We start from the raw sequence: 16,022 nt of genomic DNA on the forward strand, positions 1-16,022 counted from the left end.
CGTCAGCCTCCGGACTGGCGTCGGGCCGCCCGCAGCGTGACCCGGTCGGTGACCGCGATCAGCGGGAGGGCGAGCAGGACGAAAAGCACCCCGGCCACGATGTACGGCGTGTAGTTGAACGTCTGGGCGGTGGTGATCTGCGCGGCCCGGACCGCGTCGATCGGCCCGGCCAGGGCGACCAGGCCGACGTCCTTCTGCAACGCCACGACGTCGTTGAGCAACGGCGGAGCCACCCGGCGGACGGCCTGGGGCAGCACCACGTGCCGCATGGTCTGCCGGTAGGTCAGCCCCAGCGACCGCGCCGCCGCGAGCTGGCTGGGGTGCACCGACTCGATGCCGGCGCGGAACACCTCGGCGAGGTAGCCGCTGTAGGTGAGCACCAGCGCCGCCCCGCCCAGCACCAGCACCGACGGCATGCCCTGCAACCGCAGGCCGGGGACGCCGAGGGTGAGCACGTAGAGCACGATGATCAGCGGCAGGCCCCGGAAGACGTACGTGTAGCTGGCGGCGAGCGCCCGGATCGGGAAGAAGACCGGCCCGCGCAGGGTGCGCAGGATCGCGATCAGCAGCCCGAGCAGCAGCGCGGCGATGGCACAGCAGACCAGCAGCCGGACGTTGAGCCAGAGCCCGGTCAGCACCCGGGGCAGCGCCTCCCGGGCGATCTCCGGATCGAGGAAGGTCTGGCGTACCCGCTCCCAGCCGGGTGCCCCGGTCACCGCGACCGCCAGCAGCGTGCCGACCGCCGCCGTGGAGGCAGCCGCGACCAGCACGCTCAGCACGCTCTGCCGGCGGCGGTACGCGTCCCTCGCCCGCTGGGCGGGCGAGGGAACCTGGTGCAGGGAGTTGCTCACGTGAGTTCGGGCGCTCCGGCGGCCTGGGCGAGCCACTGCTGCTCCAGTTGCTTCAGTGCCCCGTCGGCGAAGAGCTGTCCCACCGCGCCGCTGACGCAGCCGGTGAGCGGCGAGTCCTTCTCCAGCAGCAGGCCGAACGCCTCCGGCGCGCCCACCTGGGGAAGCTGCCCGACGATCACCGCGTCCTCGATTTCGGCCGAGGTGATGTAGAAGGCGGTCGGCAGGTCCACCACCAGACCGTCGAGTTGGCCGTTCTGGAGGGCCTTCTTGGCGTCGTCGTTGCTGTTGTAGACCTGCGGCTCGACCGTCGGCTTGATCACGTCGGTGATCGCCTGATAGCTGGTCGTGCCGACCTGGGCGCCGAGCTTGGCCTTCTTCAGGTCGGCCAGGGACGTCCTGCCGGCGATCTTGGAAGACTTCAGCGCGATGACCGTCTGCCGCACCAGGTAGTACGGGGCGGAGAAGTCGACCGCCTGCTTACGCTCCTCGGTGATGGAGAACTGGTTGATGTCGAAGTCGAACTCCTTCGGCCCGGGCGCGATGGCGGAGTCGAACCTGACCCGGTTCCAGACCACCTCGTCGCGGGTGTAGCCGAGCTTCTCGGCCACCGCATAGGCGACCGCGGACTCGAAGCCCTCGCCGTTTTCGGGTTTGTCGTCGACGAACCACGGCTGGTAGGCCGGCTCGTCGGTGCCGATGGTGAGCTTGCCGGGTGTCCGGGTGGGCAGGCTTTCCTTCGTGCAGGACGCCGAGGCGATGGGCGCGGGTGTGGGGGTGGCCTGCGGGGCGCAGGCGGCGACGGCGAGCAGGACCATGCCGGCGGTGGCGAGGATGCGGATTCGTGCGGTGCTGACCATGGCGGACAGCGTACGGCCCGCATCGGCGGACGTCGAAGAGGTGTCCCACCATGTCGGTAGGGAATGCCGGTCCCGGCCACCGGTCACCGCCGGACCCGGTGCGTGCCGCAACCGAGGGCGACTGCGAGAATGCGTCTCCGTGAAGACGTTCGAGGAGTTGTTCGCCGAGCTGCAGGCCAAGGCCGCCGCCGGCACCCCCGGCTCGGGCACGGTCGCCGCGCTGGAGAAGGGGGTGCACTTCATCGGCAAGAAGGTCGTCGAGGAGGCGGCCGAGTCGTGGATGGCCGCCGAGCACGAGGGGCCCGAGCGCACCGCCGAGGAGATCTCCCAGCTGCTCTACCAGGTCCAGGTGCTGATGCTCGCCAGCGGTCTCGAGCTGAAGGACGTCTACCGACATCTCTGAGTGCCCCCACCGTCGACCTCACACCGATCGAAGGAGCACTCCGTCATGCTGCGTGTCGCCGTACCCAACAAGGGCACCCTCGCCGAGTCGGCCGCCCAGATGCTGCGCGAGGCGGGCTACCGCCAGCGCACCGACCCGAAGGACCTGGTCTGCCGGGACGAGCCCAACGACCTCGAATTCTTCTACCTGCGGCCGAAGGACATCGCCACCTACGTCGGCTCCGGTGACCTGGACATCGGCATCACCGGCCGCGACCTGCTGATCGACTCCGGCGCGCCGGCCGAGGAGGTGGTCGACCTCAACTTCGGTCGGGCCACCTTCCGCTTCGCCGCCCGGCCCGACGACGTCGACGACGTACGGGAGCTGGGCGGGCACCGGATCGCCACCGCGTACCCGGGGCTGGTCGAGCGGTACCTGGCCGAGCTGGGTGTCAAGGCGGACGTGATCCGGCTCGACGGCGCGGTGGAGAACGCCATCCGCCTGGGCGTGGCCGACGTGGTCGCCGACGTGGTCGAGACCGGCGCCACTCTGCGCCAGGCCGGTCTGGTGGTCTTCGGCGAGCCGCTGCTGCGCTCCTCGGCGGTGCTGATCCGCCGCACCGGCGCGGAGGCGCACCCGCAGGCGGAGCAGCTGCTGCGCCGGCTGCACGGGGTGCTGGTGGCCCGCCGGTACGTGATGCTCGCCTACGACGTGCCGGCCGGTCTGCTGGACCGGGCCAGCTCACTGACCCCCGGCATCGAGTCGCCGACGGTCTCGCCGCTGCACCGCGAGGGCTGGGTGGCGGTGCAGGCCATGGTGCTCCGCGACGACGTACACCGGATCATGGACGAGCTCTACGAGCTGGGCGCCCGGGCGATCCTGGTCACCAACATCCACGCCTGCCGGTTGTGAGACCGCCGCCGACGGCGGTCGCACTCGCCCTGGTCACCCTGGGCGGCGCCGCCTCGGCCGCGCAGGGTGCGGTCAACGCCGAACTCGGGCAGCGGGTCGGCCACGCCACCCTGGGCGCGGTCGTCAACAATCTCGGCGGCACCCTGCTGGTCCTGGTGGGGCTGCTGGTGTTGCCGTCGATGCGGACCGGCCTGGCCGCCCTGCGCCGGGCCCGGCTGCCGTGGTGGTCGTACCTGGGCGGGTTGGGCGGGGCGGCCATCGTGGTGCTCGCCGCGTACGCGGTGCCGGTGGTCGGGGTCGCGGTCTTCACCATCGCCCAGGTCGCCGGCAACGGCCTGGGCGGGTTGGCATCGGACCGCGCGGGTCTCGCCCCGGTGGGCCGGCTGCCGCTGAGCCCGCCCCGGGTGGCCGGGGCGCTGCTCGGCATCGCCGCGGTGGCCCTGGCCCAGCTCGGCCAGCCCGTCGGGGACCTGGCCGTGGGCGTGCTCCTGCTGGTGGTGGCCGGTGGGATCGGCGTCGCGGTGCAGGCCGCGCTCAACGGCCGGATCTCCGCCGCCGGCTCGGCCGCCGCCGGGGTCGCGGTCAACTTCGCCGTCGCCACGCCGGTGGTGCTGCTCGTCGCGGCGCTGGCCGGCGCCTTCACCGGCCCGCCGGTGAGCTGGCCGACCGACTGGCACCTCTACCTCGGCGGTGCGCTCGGCGTCGGCATCGTCGCCAGCCTGGTGGTGGGGGTACGCGCCGCGGGTGTGCTGCGTACCGGCCTCGCCCTGGTCGGCGGGCAGCTCGCCGGGGCCCTGCTGCTGGACGTGTTCCTGCCGCAGGGGCCGGGAGTCCGGCTGCCGGTGCTGGTCGGCGCGGTGCTGACCCTGCTCGCGGTGCTGGTCGCCGGCCGCCGGCCACGAGCGGCCCGGTCGGGTGCCGGCCTGCGTGTGGCGTCGGAGGATGCGCCGGCCGGGGATGAGAGACTTGTGCCATGAGCGAGCGGCAGGAGGCAGTGCGGCACACCGACGGCCCGGCGGAGGGCGCCGACGTGGTCCGGCTCCGACCCCGACGCATCCGGCTGGTCTGCTGGAGTTCGGCGGTCGTGGTGGTGGTTCTGTTCAGCGCGATCGCCACCACGCTCACCGGTCCCACCGGCAACGGCTACGGCACGTTCCAGCGCGGCGACCAGTTCGCCATGATCGGGCTGGGCGTCCTCTTCGCCCTCGGCGCGCTGCTCTTCACCCGGCCCCGGGTCGAGGCGGATGCGCGGGGCATCCGGGTCCGCAACATCATCGGCTCGTACGAGCTGCCCTGGGAGGTCGTCCGGGGGGTCCGGTTCGACCGGGGCGCCCCGTGGGCCGCCCTGGAGCTGTACGACGACGACCTGCTGCCGATGGTCGCCCTCCAGGCGGCCGACAAGCAGCTCGCCGTCGACGGGGTGCGGGCCCTGCGCCAGCTGCACCAGACGCACCTGGCCACGCTCGCCGAGCGCGCCGCGCGCCGCTGACCCGCGCCCCCGGTTTGGGGGCCAGGTCGCCGAGGGTGTAGTGTTGTCGAGTCGACCAGGCTGTCCGCATGCGCGGGTGGCCATGAAAGTGGAGCGCCTGCTCCCACCCGAGTCGCCGCCTTCGGTGGCCGGGTCCGGTCCCCGGTTCCGGGCACGTCCCGGTCCCGGATGCGCGATCCTGTGATCGTGCCGACCGGTCGAGCGGGCCCTGGCATGCGCCGGGGCCTTCTGCTTTCCGGGCTGGCTCCCACCGGGAGCTGCGCGGGTCGGCCACGCATGAAGAACCGACTCGAGGAGGCCCCATCAGCGTCGAACCACGCGTGAACGAGCAGATCCGGGCACGTGAGGTCCGACTGGTCGGCCCCGAGGGTGAGCAGGTGGGCATCGTCCCGCTGGAGCGCGCCCTTCAGCTGGCCGCGGACGTCGATCTGGACCTGGTCGAGGTTGCGCCCATGGCGCGCCCGCCGGTGTGCAAGCTCATGGACTTCGGCAAGTTCAAGTACGAGAGCGCACTCAAGGCGCGCGAAGCGCGGCGTAACCAGCAGCAGACCGTCATCAAGGAGATGAAGCTCCGGCCGAAGATCGATCCGCACGACTACGAGACCAAGAAGGGTCACGTTGTGCGGTTCCTGAAGGCCGGTGACAAGGTCAAGGTGACGATCATGTTCCGCGGTCGCGAGCAGAGCCGCCCGGAGCTGGGTTACCGGCTCCTGCGCCGGCTCGAGTCGGAGATCACGGAACTGGGATACGTCGAGTCCGCTCCGAAGCAGGACGGCCGAAACATGATCATGGTTCTCGCTCCGCATCGGGCCGTGAAAGCCTCCGCGGTCGCCGCCACGGCGTCCCGAGGTGGACCCCGGGAGCGGACCGCGGAGGAGCCCGCCACCGCGGCGGCCGCCGAACCCGCGGCGGCCAGTGAGAGCGCAGCAGCCGGCGAGTCCGGCACGACCGCTGACACCAGCGGCCAGTAACAGGGGAGAAGACGTTCCACATGCCGAAGATGAAGAGCCACACGGGCACGGGCAAGCGGGTCCGGGTCACCGGCAAGGGCAAGATCATGAAGCAGCAGGCCGGTATGCGCCACAACCTGGAGAAGAAGCCCTCCACCCGTACCCGTCGGCTGACGGGCGTGATCGAGGTCGCCAAGTCCGACGTCAAGCGCATCAAGAAGCTGCTCGGCCGCTGACGCGCGCCACCTGAGTCCAAGAAGGAGTTGAGATGGCACGCGTCAAGCGGGCTGTGAACGCCCAGAAGAAGCGCCGTACCCTGCTGGAGACCGCGAGCGGTTACCGCGGCCAGCGCTCCCGGCTGTACCGCAAGGCCAAGGAGCAGGTGCTGCACTCGATGCAGTACGCCTACCGGGACCGCCGTGACCGCAAGGGCGACTTCCGGCAGCTGTGGATCCAGCGGATCAACGCGGGTGCCCGGGCCAACGGGATGACCTACAACCGCCTGATCCAGGGCCTGCGCCTGGCCGGCATCGAGGTCGACCGCAAGATCCTGGCCGACCTGGCCGTCAACGACGCCGCCGCGTTCGCGGCGATCGTCGAGCTGGCCCGGGCCGCGGTCCAGGCCGAGGGCACCGGCGGCGCGGCGGCCCAGGCCGCCTGATCCCCGCACAACGCGCCGAGGCGTCCCTCGTGACCGGGGGGCGCCTCGCGTCGTGTGGTGAGGACACCATGCCCTTCACACCGCGTACGCCCCGGGTGGTCGCCGCCCGCCGGCTGCAACGCCGGCGCGAGCGGGACAGCACCGGCCGGTTCCTGGCCGAGGGGCCGCAGGCCGTCCGCGAGGCGCTGACCCGCCCGGACACCGTGGTCGAGCTCTTCGGCACCCCCGAGGCCCTCGACCGGTACGCCGACCAGGCGGCAGCCGCCGCAGGTGCCGACGTACCCGTCTCCGAGGTGACCGACGAGGCGCTCGCGGCCCTCGCCGAGACCGTCGCCCCGCAGGGCCTGGTCGCCGTCTGCCGGCACCTCGACGTGCCCCTGGCCACCGCGCTGGCCGACGCCCCACGGCTGGTCGCCGTGCTGGCCGGGATCCGTGACCCGGGCAACGCCGGCACCGTGCTGCGTACCGCGGACGCGGCCGGCGCCACGGCGGTGGTCTTCGCCGGGGAGGCGGTCGACCCGTACAACGGCAAGTGCGTACGCTCCTCGGCCGGCAGCCTGTTCCACGTCGACGTGGTCCGCGAGCGCGAGCCGGCGGCCGTGGTCGCCGCCGCCCGCGCGGCGGGTTTGGCCGTGCTCGCCGCCACCGGGTACGGCGAGGACGACCTCGACGACCTGGCCGACGACGGGCGGCTCGCCGCGCCCACCGCCTGGTTGTTCGGTTCGGAGGCGCACGGCCTCCCCGACGAGCTGATCAAGGTCGCGGACCACCGGGTCCGGGTGCCGCTGCACGGGCGGGCCGAGAGCCTCAACCTGGCTGCGGCTGCCGCGGTCTGCCTGTACGCTTCAGCGAGAGCGCAGCGCTGACCCGAGGTCAGAGGCGCAGAGCACGAGGAGAAACGGCCCCCATGGTGAACGCAGTACGGCGTTCGTTTAGCCAGCCCGCCGGTGTCGGCGGGCGGCGGGACTGACCTGCTCTCCGCACAACTCCCACCGGCGGGCTGCGGCACAGCCGCGCGTCCGTAGACTCGCTTCGCCGCCCGTGAGGGCTGGCGCCGCCGTGAGGGAGTGCCCGTACGCCATGAGCTACCGCAACGATCCGTACGACCCGAAGCAGGTCGCCCTGCTCGACCCGGCCGCCCTGGCCGAGGCCGTGACCGAGGCCGAGCAGGCGTTCGCCGCCGCCGGTGACCCCGACGCGCTGACCTCGGCGCGCCCGGCGCACCTCGGCGACCGCGCCCCGGTCGCGCTGGCCCGCCGGGAGATCGGCGCGCTGCCGCCGGCCGCCAAGGCCGACGCCGGCAAGCGGGTGAACGAGGCCCGTCGCGCCATCGAGCAGGCATACGCCGCCCGCGCCGAGGTGCTGGAGCGCGAGCAGGCCGAGCGGGTGCTGGTGGAGGAGCGCGTCGACGTGACGCTGCCCTACGACCGGCGACCGCGTGGTGCCCGGCACCCCATCACCGTGTTGATGGAGCAGATCAGCGACCTGTTCATCGGGATGGGCTACGAGGTGGCCGAGGGGCCCGAGGTCGAGCTGGAGTGGACCAACTTCGACGCGCTGAACATCCCGCCGGACCACCCGGCGCGCGGGCTGATGGACACCTTCCACATCGCACCCGAGGAGTCGGGGCTGGTGCTGCGTACCCACACCTCACCGGTGCAGGCACGCACCATGCTGGCCCGCAAGCCGCCGATCTACGTGGTGGTGCCGGGGCGGGTCTACCGCACCGACGAACTGGACGCCACCCACGCGCCGGTCTTCCACCAGGTCGAGGGGCTGGTGGTGGACAAGGGCATCACGATGGCGCATCTGCGCGGCACGCTTGACCACTTCGCGCGGGCGATGTTCGGCGAGGGCGCCCGGACCCGCTTCCGGCCGCACTACTTCCCGTTCACCGAGCCGTCGGCCGAGTTCGACGTCTGGTTCCCCGAGCACCGCGACGGCCCGCGCTGGGTGGAGTGGGGCGGCTGCGGCATGGTGAACCCGCGGGTGCTGCGCGCCTGCGGCATCGACCCGGAGGTCTACTCCGGCTTCGCCTTCGGTATGGGCATCGACCGGACGGTGATGTTCCGGCACGGGGTCAGCGACATGCGCGACATGGCCGAGGGGGACGCGAGGTTCACCCGCGCGTTCGGGGCCGGGCTGTAGGGCGACGGGTACGAGTCACGGAGACGGTGGATCAAAGTCATGCGAGTTTCTCTCAGTTGGCTGCGGGAGTACGTGGACATCCCGGCCAACCTGCCCGTCAACGAGTTGGAACGGGCCCTGGTCGACCTCGGCATCGAGGTCGAGTCCATCGTGGACCTGTCCGGCACGGTCACCGGGCAGCTGGTGGTCGGCGAGGTCCTGGAGATCGAGGAGCTGACCGGCTTCAAGAAGCCGATCCGGTTCTGCCGGGTGGACGTCGGTGCCGCCAACGGCACCGGCGAGCCGCAGGAGATCGTCTGCGGGGCGCGTAACTTCGCCCCCGGTGACCGGGTGGTGGTGATCCTGCCCGGCGGGGTGCTGCCGGGCGGCTTCGCCATCGGCGCGCGCAAGACGTACGGGCGCAACTCCAACGGCATGATCTGCTCGGTCAAGGAGCTGGGGCTGGGCGACGACCACTCCGGCATCCTGGTGCTGCCCGAACACGTGGTCGCCAAGCCCGGCGACGACGCGCGTCCGGTGGTCGGCCTCGACGACATCATCGTCGAGGTGGAGATCACCCCGGACCGGGGCTACCAGATGTCACTGCGGGGGCTGGCCCGCGAACTGGCGCACGCCTTCGGTGTCGACTACTCCGACCGGGGCCGGCTGCCCGCGACGCCCGGCACCGCTGAGCCGGCCTACCCGGTCGAGGTGCGCGACCCGGTCGGCTGCGACCGGTTCGCGGCCCGGATGGTGCGCGGTGTCGACCCGACGGCGCAGACCCCGGACTGGATGCAGCGGCGGCTCAGCATCGCCGGCATCCGCAGCATCTCGCTGCCGGTCGACATCACCAACTACGTGATGCTCGAACTCGGCCAGCCGATGCACGCCTTCGACGCCGACCGGATCACCGGTGCCCTGGTGGTGCGGCGGGCGGTACCGGGGGAGAAGCTGACCACGCTCGACGGGGTGACCCGCGCGCTGGCCCCCGAGGACATGGTCATCTGCGACGCCGGCCTGCCCAACCCGCTGGCCGGCGAGGGCGACGGTGTGCCGATCTCGCTCGCCGCCGTGATGGGCGGCGAGACCAGCGAGGTGCTGCCGAGCACCGTCAACGTGCTCTTCGAGGCCGCGCACTGGGATCCGGCGATGGTCGGGCGTACCGCGCGTCGACACAAGCTGTTCAGCGAGGCGGCGAAGCGCTGGGAGCGGGGCGTCGACCCGGCCCTGCCGCTGCTCGCGCTGGACCGGGCGGTCGGGCTGCTCACCGCGTACGCGGGCGGCACGCCCGGCGACGAGGTGCTGGACATCGCCCACGTCGCGCCGCGTACCCCGATCGTGCTGCCGGCCGACCTGCCCAGCCGGCGGGTCGGCGTCGACTACCCGCCGGCCCGGGTGGTCGCCCTGCTGGAGCGGGTCGGCTGCACCGTGGCGCGGGGCACCGACCGGCTGACCGAGGACCCGGGCGAGGTGGCGGTGGCCGCTGGCGGTGGCGAGACGCTAAGCGTCACCCCGCCGACCTGGCGTCCCGACCTGACCGAGCCGGCCGACCTGATCGAGGAGGTGGCCCGCCTCGACGGGTACGACCAGGTGCCGTCGCTGCTGCCGACCGCGCCGCCCGGCCGGGGCCTGACCTGGCGGCAGCGGCGCAACCGGGCGGTCTCCCGGTCGCTTGCCGAGCGGGGCTACGTCGAGGTCCTGGCGCACCCGTTCGTCTCTGCCAAGCTGGCCGACCAGTTCGGGCTGCCGGCCGACGACCCACGCCGGCAGGCGGTGCGGCTGGCCAACCCGCTGTCGGAGGAGGAGCCGCTGCTGCGCACCACGCTGCTCGGCCCGCTGCTCGGCATCGTCCGGCGCAACCTCGGTCGAGGGCTGCGCGACCTGGCCCTCTACGAGATCGGCGCGGTCTTCCAGCCGCGTCCCGGCGCCGGCCGTCCGCCGACGATGGGGGTCGACCGGCGACCCACCGACGCCGAGTTCGCCGCCGCCGACGCGGTGGTCCCGCACCAGCCCCGGCACGTCGCCGTCGTGCTGACCGGCGATGTCGAGCCGGCCGGTTGGTGGGGCGCCGGCCGGCCGGCCGGCTGGGCGGACGCCGTCGAAGCGGGCCGGGAGGTCCTCGCCGCCGCCGGAGTGCCGGCCGAGCGGGTCGAGGTGCGCGCCGCCGAGTACGCCCCCTGGCACCCCGGTCGCTGCGCCGAACTGCTTGTCGACGGTGCGGTGGTCGGCCACGCCGGTGAGCTGCACCCGGCGGTGCTGGCGGCGCTGGAACTGCCCCGCCGGACCAGCGCGATGGAGCTGGACCTGGACGCCCTGCCGGAGCTTGCGGTGGTGCCGGCGCCCACGGTCTCCGGCTTCCCGCCGGCCCTGATCGACGTGGCGCTGGTGGTGGCCGACACCGTTCCCGCCCAGTCGGTCCAGCAGGCCCTCACCGAGGGCGCCGGCGAGCTGCTCGAATCGGTGCGCCTGTTCGACGTGTACGCCTCCGAGCAGTTGGGTGCCGGCCGCCGGTCCCTGGCGTACAAGCTCACCTTCCGCGCCCGGGACCGCACCCTCACCGTCGAGGAGGCCGTCGCCGCCCGCGACGCCGCCGTGGCCCGTGCCGCAGAGCTTTACGGCGCCACCCTCCGCGGCGCCTGAGCTGTAAGGAGGGGGCCCTTCCTAACGCCTCGTGCATAGGAAGGGCCCCCTCTTAACACTCGTCGGGTTCGAGCTGTCCGAGGCTCTGCAGGCGCGGCAGATCTCGGACGGTCATCCGGCGGTAGTCGGTGTCGACAAGTCCGTCACTTCGCAGCTCCCGAAGGATCTTCTGCACCGAGGTCTCCGAGGCACCGCAGATGGAGGCCAACTCGGGCTGAGTGAGCCGTACGTCGATGACGACCCCGTGCGGCGCCCGGCGGCCGTGCGTGCGGGACAGCTCCGCGATGACCCGAGCAATTCTGATCTTGACCGGGTACGAGGAGAAGTCGATCCGGCGCCGATTCGACCAGCGCAGCCGGTCGGTGACCATCGCGGCGAGTTCGAGTGCGGCGTCGGGATTGCCCATGAGGAACATGCGGAACCGGTCAGGCGCGATGACGCTGTAGCGCAGAGGTCCGCAGGCGGTGACCGTGGCCGAGCGTGGCCGGTCGTTGAGCGCCGACATCTCGCCCACCAGATCGCCGCCGACGCGCAGGGACAGCAGCGCGGTGCGCCCATCGGGCAGGGCAGCTGTCACCTTCGTCAGGCCCTGCTCGATCAGCACCAGGTGCGACTGTCGCTGTCCCTCGTGGATCACGATCTGACCCGCCGGTACGTGACGGCGAACGCCGAGTTCCAACAGGGCAGTCCGTACGGTCGGCTGGAGCCGTTGCAGGAACGTGCCGTAGGGCCATTCCGGTTCTTGGGGTGTGTGGTACCGCATCCGGGCTCCCGTTCCGCTTCGCCGACGACAGCGTCCGCAGCGTAGCCGCCCGGCTGCGATGCGCCACTTTCGGCGTAGCAGCGGTCCCGCGAGCAGGTACGCGATCACCAGGCTCAGCGTCACGTGCGGGTCCATGCCCAGCGCCAGCAGCACGTCGATCGGCACATTCCACATGGGAGCAGTGCATCGCGAACAGGCCCGCCCGATCCCCGCCCGGTACGGGATGACGGGTTGTCGGCAGCCAGCCCGGATGCCGTACTTCTACGGGGTCTCGGCCCCTGTCCACCAGTTGGATGTTCGCTGGTGCCCGGCCATCGAGGACCGGGGTGAGGAGGGTGATGACATGCAGCATCCGGAGCGACGGTTGCTGGTCTGCGTGGACATGGAACGCTACAGCCGGCGTGGCAACATCCAGCAGTACGAGGCACAGCAGGACTTCCACCGACTGCTGCGCGAAGCGGCCGACGAGGTCGGTATGGACCGTGTCGGCTGGACGACGCAGCAGGCAGGCGACGGAGAACTGGCCGTCCTGCCGCGGGAGGTGCCCGAGGCCCGGGTGATCGGCCGCTTCCTGCCGGAACTCAACCGGCGACTGCGGCGGTACAACGCCAGTCGTCTTCCGGAGGCTCGAATCAGGCTGCGGGTGGCGGTGCATCAGGGCATGGTGCACCTCGACGGGGCCAACGGCTTTCCCGGGCAGGCGGTCGTGGTGGTCAGCCGGCTCTGCGACGCGGCACCCGTACGCCGGGCGCTGGCTGCCTTCCCCGACGCCGGGGTTGCGCTTGTGGTCTCCGCCGACATCTACCGCGACGTGGTGACCGAGTATCCGGAGGAGATCCGGCCGGATCGGTTCCGGCGGATCGAGGTGATTCACGCGGCCAAGGATTTCCACGAGTCGGCGTGGCTCTGTGTCCTGGACGAGGACGCCACGTTCTGGCGGGATGACTCCGCACCGGAGCCACACGACTCGCCACGGCAGCCGGCGACGGACCCGCCGACGGAGGCTGCTGGGCCTCGTCGCACCGGGCGCGGCGCTCAACCGCCGGTCGGTGACGGCATTCGAACCGGTGACATCCGCGTGGACGGCCAGAATGCCGTGGGACCGGGCGCGATGGCTATCGGTTCCATCGGCCGGGACGCCATTCTGCGTCCGGACCCGGACCGATGAGCAACCCGTACCCGGAGCCGGAAGCGCCCTTCGGCGACCCCTCGGCTGGTCGGGCGACCGGCCACCCCGAGCATCCCGCCACCGTCGACGGCCCACCGGAATCCGTCGCTGAACCGCCCCAGGCGCATCCCACGGATGCTGAGGCGGCACCGGACGAGGGTGAGGCGGATCCGGCATCGCCGGCAGACGACGCGGACGAGGTGGACGACCGCGAGGATCCGCTGGACTCCAGCGAGGTGTTGCACCGGTTGGCCGGCTTGTTCGGGAGCGCCGGGATCGACACCGGCGACATGTTCGTACGCGGGCAGAACGCCACCGGCGCCGGTGCCCTGGCGATCGGCACGGTAAATGTCAGCGCGGCCACCGAATCGGTGGAGGGCCGGCGGGTCTGGTCGGAAACGCTGAGTGAGGTGACGGTGCTGGACATGGTGAAGAGCTATGCGCCCGCCGGCAGCGACCCACAGCTCGACCACAATCTGAAGCAACGCCATCTGGTCTGTCTGTCCGGCCCGCCGGGAAGCGGACGGTTCACCTCGGCGGTGGTCGCCTCGGCCCGTCGGCACGGTATCGGCGGGGTGAACGTGGTCGGTGTCGAGCAACTCACCGACCTGCTGCGCACCGAACTGGGTCGACGACGCGGGTGCGGCTACGTGCTGCGACTCAGCGACGAGCATGTCGGTGCGCTTGACGGTTACACCCTGATCGGGCTGGCCGCGCGGGCGAACGCCAACGGAATGACGTTGCTGCTGGTAGGCGATTTCTCTCGACGGGTCCAGGATCTCGCCGGGCACATCGTCGAGCATCGACCGGCTCCGGCCGGGGAGGTGTTCCGGGCCCGCCTACGGCGGGAGTTGGCCGGACGCTGCGTGGGCTTCTGCACCAATGGCTGTACCGCCGAATGCGTGGAGCAGTACGTCGACGGGGAATGCGTCCGCCACCCCCTGCTCTCGACATACCTGGCCGGGGAACCTCGCCCGCGCGAGGTGGTCTCCGTGGTCGAGGCCCTCGCGCCGTCGACGCCACGAGCCAGACCGCTTACCGAGCGGCTGGCGCAGCTGCTGCCTCAGCAGTTGTACGAACGGGCCGCACATATCCTGGATCCACCTGCAGACGTGGGTGCCCCGGTGGGCTGGTCCGTCGAGCAGGTCCGGGCGTTCCGGCTGTCCTGTGTGGTGCTCGCCGGACTGTCGACGGCCGAGATCCGACTCGCCGCCAACCGGCTCGTACCAGGTCACGAAGGGGCACAGCCGGCACCGGTGCGGCTGCGCGGTGCCACTCTCGACGACCTGCTCGGCCCGACGCTCCGCGCCGCGGTGGTGGTTCGGGCCGGGCAGTGGGCCACCGGCAGCGTCCAGGTCCAGTTCACGCCAGGCACCGAGCAACTGCGCTCCGCCGTACTCGACGTGGCATGGACCGACTGGTGGCCGCCGCAGGTGCTGCTCGGCTGGCTTGCGGACCTGGTCCGCGCGGACCAGCCGGACGTACGGCAGGCAGCGGCCGCCGCTGTGGGCTGGTCGGCCAGCCGGAACGTGCAGGCCGCTCTGGACACCGTGTGCGACCTGGCGCGAGAGCGGCGGGCGAGCATCCGACAGGCGGCCGCGATCGTGCTCGTCGCGGTGGCGATGCAACCTGAGCTGAGGCATCGGGTCCGGGTCGAGTTGGACCGCTGGGCCGCCGGCCCGGCGGCCCATCTGCGGGACACGGTCGCTCGGGCGCACGAACTCGGGCTGGCCCGGCTGTGGCCGGAAGCGGCTCTGGGGCAGCTTCGCCTGGTCGCGTCCGGGCGGATGCAACGGTGGCACAACTCGGTGGTCCGCGGCCTGGTCGAGGTCTATCAGGGTGGACACCAGTCCGCTCTGCTGCGGTCCCTGGCCGAATGGACCGAGCCCACCGATCGGACCGGGGCCACCGAGCGGGAGGTGCGGCTGCACGCGGCACGGACGTTGCGGATTCTTGCCGAACGGTGGGCTCGACCACCTCGCGAACACTGGCCTGAACTGCTGGAACTGGAGCGTCAGGGGATGGTGTCCGCCGAAGACCTCGCAACCCTCTGGGCGACCGCGTTGAGCCTGCCGGAGACGGCGTACCGGGCCTGGCGGACGCTCGGTTTCTGGCTCAGCCGGGCGGACGGCCAGCCCGAGGTCGCAGCGCATGTGCTGGCGCTGTTGCGGCTCGTGCTGACCGGACGCCCGCCACTTGGCCGCCGGCTCGACCACCAGCTGCGGCACGTCTGGCGTCCGGTCATGCCTGGATGCCTGCTGCTCGATGACGTCGAAAACCTGATTGCTGAGGAAGCCTGATGACCGTCCACTCCTCCGGAACCGCTGACCGGCGGCACGGCGTGCCGCAACAGACGCGACGCCACTGGTGGCACTCCTTCTTCACGCCTGCTCCCGATCTCACCTCGCAGGCTGCCGCCACACCCCCTCGGGTCACCTTCCGGCAGGACGTGCCGCACCCGCTCCTGGTGCCGGCGAAGGGTGATGCGTTCGACTTCAACCTGCACGTCGTCTACCACTGGACGGCGACGAACATGAGCTTCGAGGAACTTCAGCTGAGGGCGGCCGCGATGCTGCCGTGGGCGGGCGGGATCGTGCGGGAACGGGCGATCGACCTGGCCCGCGAGCACGAACCGCATCGTGCCCACGACCTTGAACGGGCGCTGAACAACCTGCTGATGCACCAGCGCTGGCCGCAGGAGGCGCACCTGCCGCAGTTCTCGGTGCGGCTGCGGGTGAGCCCGGACGAACGGGTGCGGGAGCGGTTACGGCCGTACTGGGAGCAGCGGATCATGCTCGAGTGCGACCACGAACTCGAGAAGATCCGTACTCGCCAGGCTGACGAGCTGACCCGGCGCTGGGCGGGCGTGCTGCGGAGCCTCCAGGACGATCCGGTCACGGCGCACGCGGCCCGGCTGACGGGTGAGCAGTTCGCCGCAGTGTTCCACCGCTACATCGAGGAACGCCGTGAGCTGGTCCCGGACCTGGTGAAGCTGCTGCGGGAGGCGGTCAAGGGGCACAACGACCTCGGCTTGGGCCCGTCCGAGTACACCCAGGCATGGGATGTCGCGCTGCGGACGTACGAGCGGCAACAGGGGCTCGCGGGACGAGCGGAGTAGCCGTCGCCGTCGACTCCTCCCGCCGGGAGGAGTCGACGGCACTGAGATCGGCTATCACAAATGCCATTCTCATGCAGTCAACTGCATGAACTTGCAGCAGCTCG

16 protein-coding genes are annotated in these 16,022 nt (G+C 71.6%); 13 read left to right on the forward strand and 3 right to left on the reverse strand.

Going from position 1 to position 16,022, the window contains the following annotated elements:
• Positions 1 to 2: 2 nt before the first annotated feature.
• A complete protein-coding gene (locus tag AC507J_RS17425) occupies positions 3 to 851 on the reverse strand; it encodes an amino acid ABC transporter permease (protein ID WP_496290199.1) in 849 nt (282 codons plus the stop codon).
• Positions 848 to 1,708: an ABC transporter substrate-binding protein gene (locus AC507J_RS17430; RefSeq protein ID WP_496290200.1), complete on the reverse strand. Its 861-nt coding sequence runs from the start codon at positions 1,706 to 1,708 to the stop codon at positions 848 to 850. The genes AC507J_RS17425 and AC507J_RS17430 overlap by 4 nt, the downstream gene beginning before the upstream one ends.
• 139 nt (positions 1,709 to 1,847) lie before the next feature.
• Here AC507J_RS17430 and AC507J_RS17435 point away from each other — a divergent pair, with 139 nt between their 5' ends.
• From AC507J_RS17435 to pheT, 10 genes are all read left to right on the forward strand, one after another.
• Positions 1,848 to 2,111 (forward strand): phosphoribosyl-ATP diphosphatase, encoded by a 264-nt coding sequence (locus AC507J_RS17435; protein ID WP_013732805.1) that lies wholly within the window; start codon positions 1,848 to 1,850, stop codon positions 2,109 to 2,111.
• A gap of 45 nt (positions 2,112 to 2,156) precedes the next feature.
• Entirely contained in the window at positions 2,157 to 3,002 is an 846-nt protein-coding gene (gene hisG, locus AC507J_RS17440) for an ATP phosphoribosyltransferase (protein WP_496290201.1), read from the forward strand.
• Positions 2,999 to 3,979, forward strand: a complete 981-nt coding sequence (locus AC507J_RS17445; RefSeq protein WP_496290202.1) for a DMT family transporter — start codon at positions 2,999 to 3,001, stop codon at positions 3,977 to 3,979. Before hisG ends, AC507J_RS17445 begins: the two co-directional genes overlap by 4 nt.
• Entirely contained in the window at positions 3,976 to 4,491 is a 516-nt protein-coding gene (locus tag AC507J_RS17450) for a PH domain-containing protein (RefSeq protein WP_496290203.1), read from the forward strand. Before AC507J_RS17445 ends, AC507J_RS17450 begins: the two co-directional genes overlap by 4 nt.
• 320 nt (positions 4,492 to 4,811) lie before the next feature.
• On the forward strand, positions 4,812 to 5,462 hold the full coding sequence (infC, locus tag AC507J_RS17455) for a translation initiation factor IF-3 (protein ID WP_496290204.1): 651 nt from the start codon (positions 4,812 to 4,814) through the stop codon (positions 5,460 to 5,462).
• A gap of 20 nt (positions 5,463 to 5,482) precedes the next feature.
• Positions 5,483 to 5,677 (forward strand): 50S ribosomal protein L35, encoded by a 195-nt coding sequence (rpmI, locus tag AC507J_RS17460; RefSeq protein WP_496290205.1) that lies wholly within the window; start codon positions 5,483 to 5,485, stop codon positions 5,675 to 5,677.
• A 32-nt stretch (positions 5,678 to 5,709) separates the two neighbouring features.
• Positions 5,710 to 6,102, forward strand: coding sequence for a 50S ribosomal protein L20 (rplT, locus tag AC507J_RS17465; RefSeq protein WP_111244048.1), 393 nt, complete (start codon positions 5,710 to 5,712; stop codon positions 6,100 to 6,102).
• 68 nt (positions 6,103 to 6,170) lie between these two features.
• The gene (locus AC507J_RS17470; RefSeq protein ID WP_496290206.1) at positions 6,171 to 6,968 is read left to right on the forward strand and encodes a TrmH family RNA methyltransferase; all 798 of its coding nucleotides are present in this window, start codon (positions 6,171 to 6,173) and stop codon (positions 6,966 to 6,968) included.
• Between the two features lie 214 nt (positions 6,969 to 7,182).
• A complete protein-coding gene (pheS, locus tag AC507J_RS17475; protein WP_496290207.1) occupies positions 7,183 to 8,250 on the forward strand; it encodes a phenylalanine--tRNA ligase subunit alpha in 1,068 nt (355 codons plus the stop codon).
• A 39-nt stretch (positions 8,251 to 8,289) separates the two neighbouring features.
• Positions 8,290 to 10,869, forward strand: a complete 2,580-nt coding sequence (gene pheT, locus AC507J_RS17480) for a phenylalanine--tRNA ligase subunit beta (RefSeq protein WP_496290208.1) — start codon at positions 8,290 to 8,292, stop codon at positions 10,867 to 10,869.
• Between the two features lie 52 nt (positions 10,870 to 10,921).
• Here pheT and AC507J_RS17485 read toward each other — a convergent pair whose 3' ends face one another.
• The gene (locus AC507J_RS17485; protein ID WP_496290209.1) at positions 10,922 to 11,806 is read right to left on the reverse strand and encodes a Crp/Fnr family transcriptional regulator; all 885 of its coding nucleotides are present in this window, start codon (positions 11,804 to 11,806) and stop codon (positions 10,922 to 10,924) included.
• 169 nt (positions 11,807 to 11,975) lie between these two features.
• Between AC507J_RS17485 and AC507J_RS17490 the strand changes: the two genes are divergently transcribed.
• The 3 genes from AC507J_RS17490 to AC507J_RS17500 are packed head-to-tail and all read left to right on the forward strand — an operon-like array spanning position 11,976 to position 15,918.
• Positions 11,976 to 12,800, forward strand: a complete 825-nt coding sequence (locus tag AC507J_RS17490; RefSeq protein WP_496290210.1) for a hypothetical protein — start codon at positions 11,976 to 11,978, stop codon at positions 12,798 to 12,800.
• Entirely contained in the window at positions 12,797 to 15,100 is a 2,304-nt protein-coding gene (locus AC507J_RS17495; RefSeq protein ID WP_496290211.1) for a hypothetical protein, read from the forward strand. Before AC507J_RS17490 ends, AC507J_RS17495 begins: the two co-directional genes overlap by 4 nt.
• On the forward strand, positions 15,100 to 15,918 hold the full coding sequence (locus tag AC507J_RS17500; RefSeq protein WP_496290212.1) for a hypothetical protein: 819 nt from the start codon (positions 15,100 to 15,102) through the stop codon (positions 15,916 to 15,918). Before AC507J_RS17495 ends, AC507J_RS17500 begins: the two co-directional genes overlap by 1 nt.
• Positions 15,919 to 16,022 lie beyond the last annotated feature (104 nt).

The sequence above is a fragment of the Micromonospora sp. PRAS1 genome (assembly GCF_059553435.1).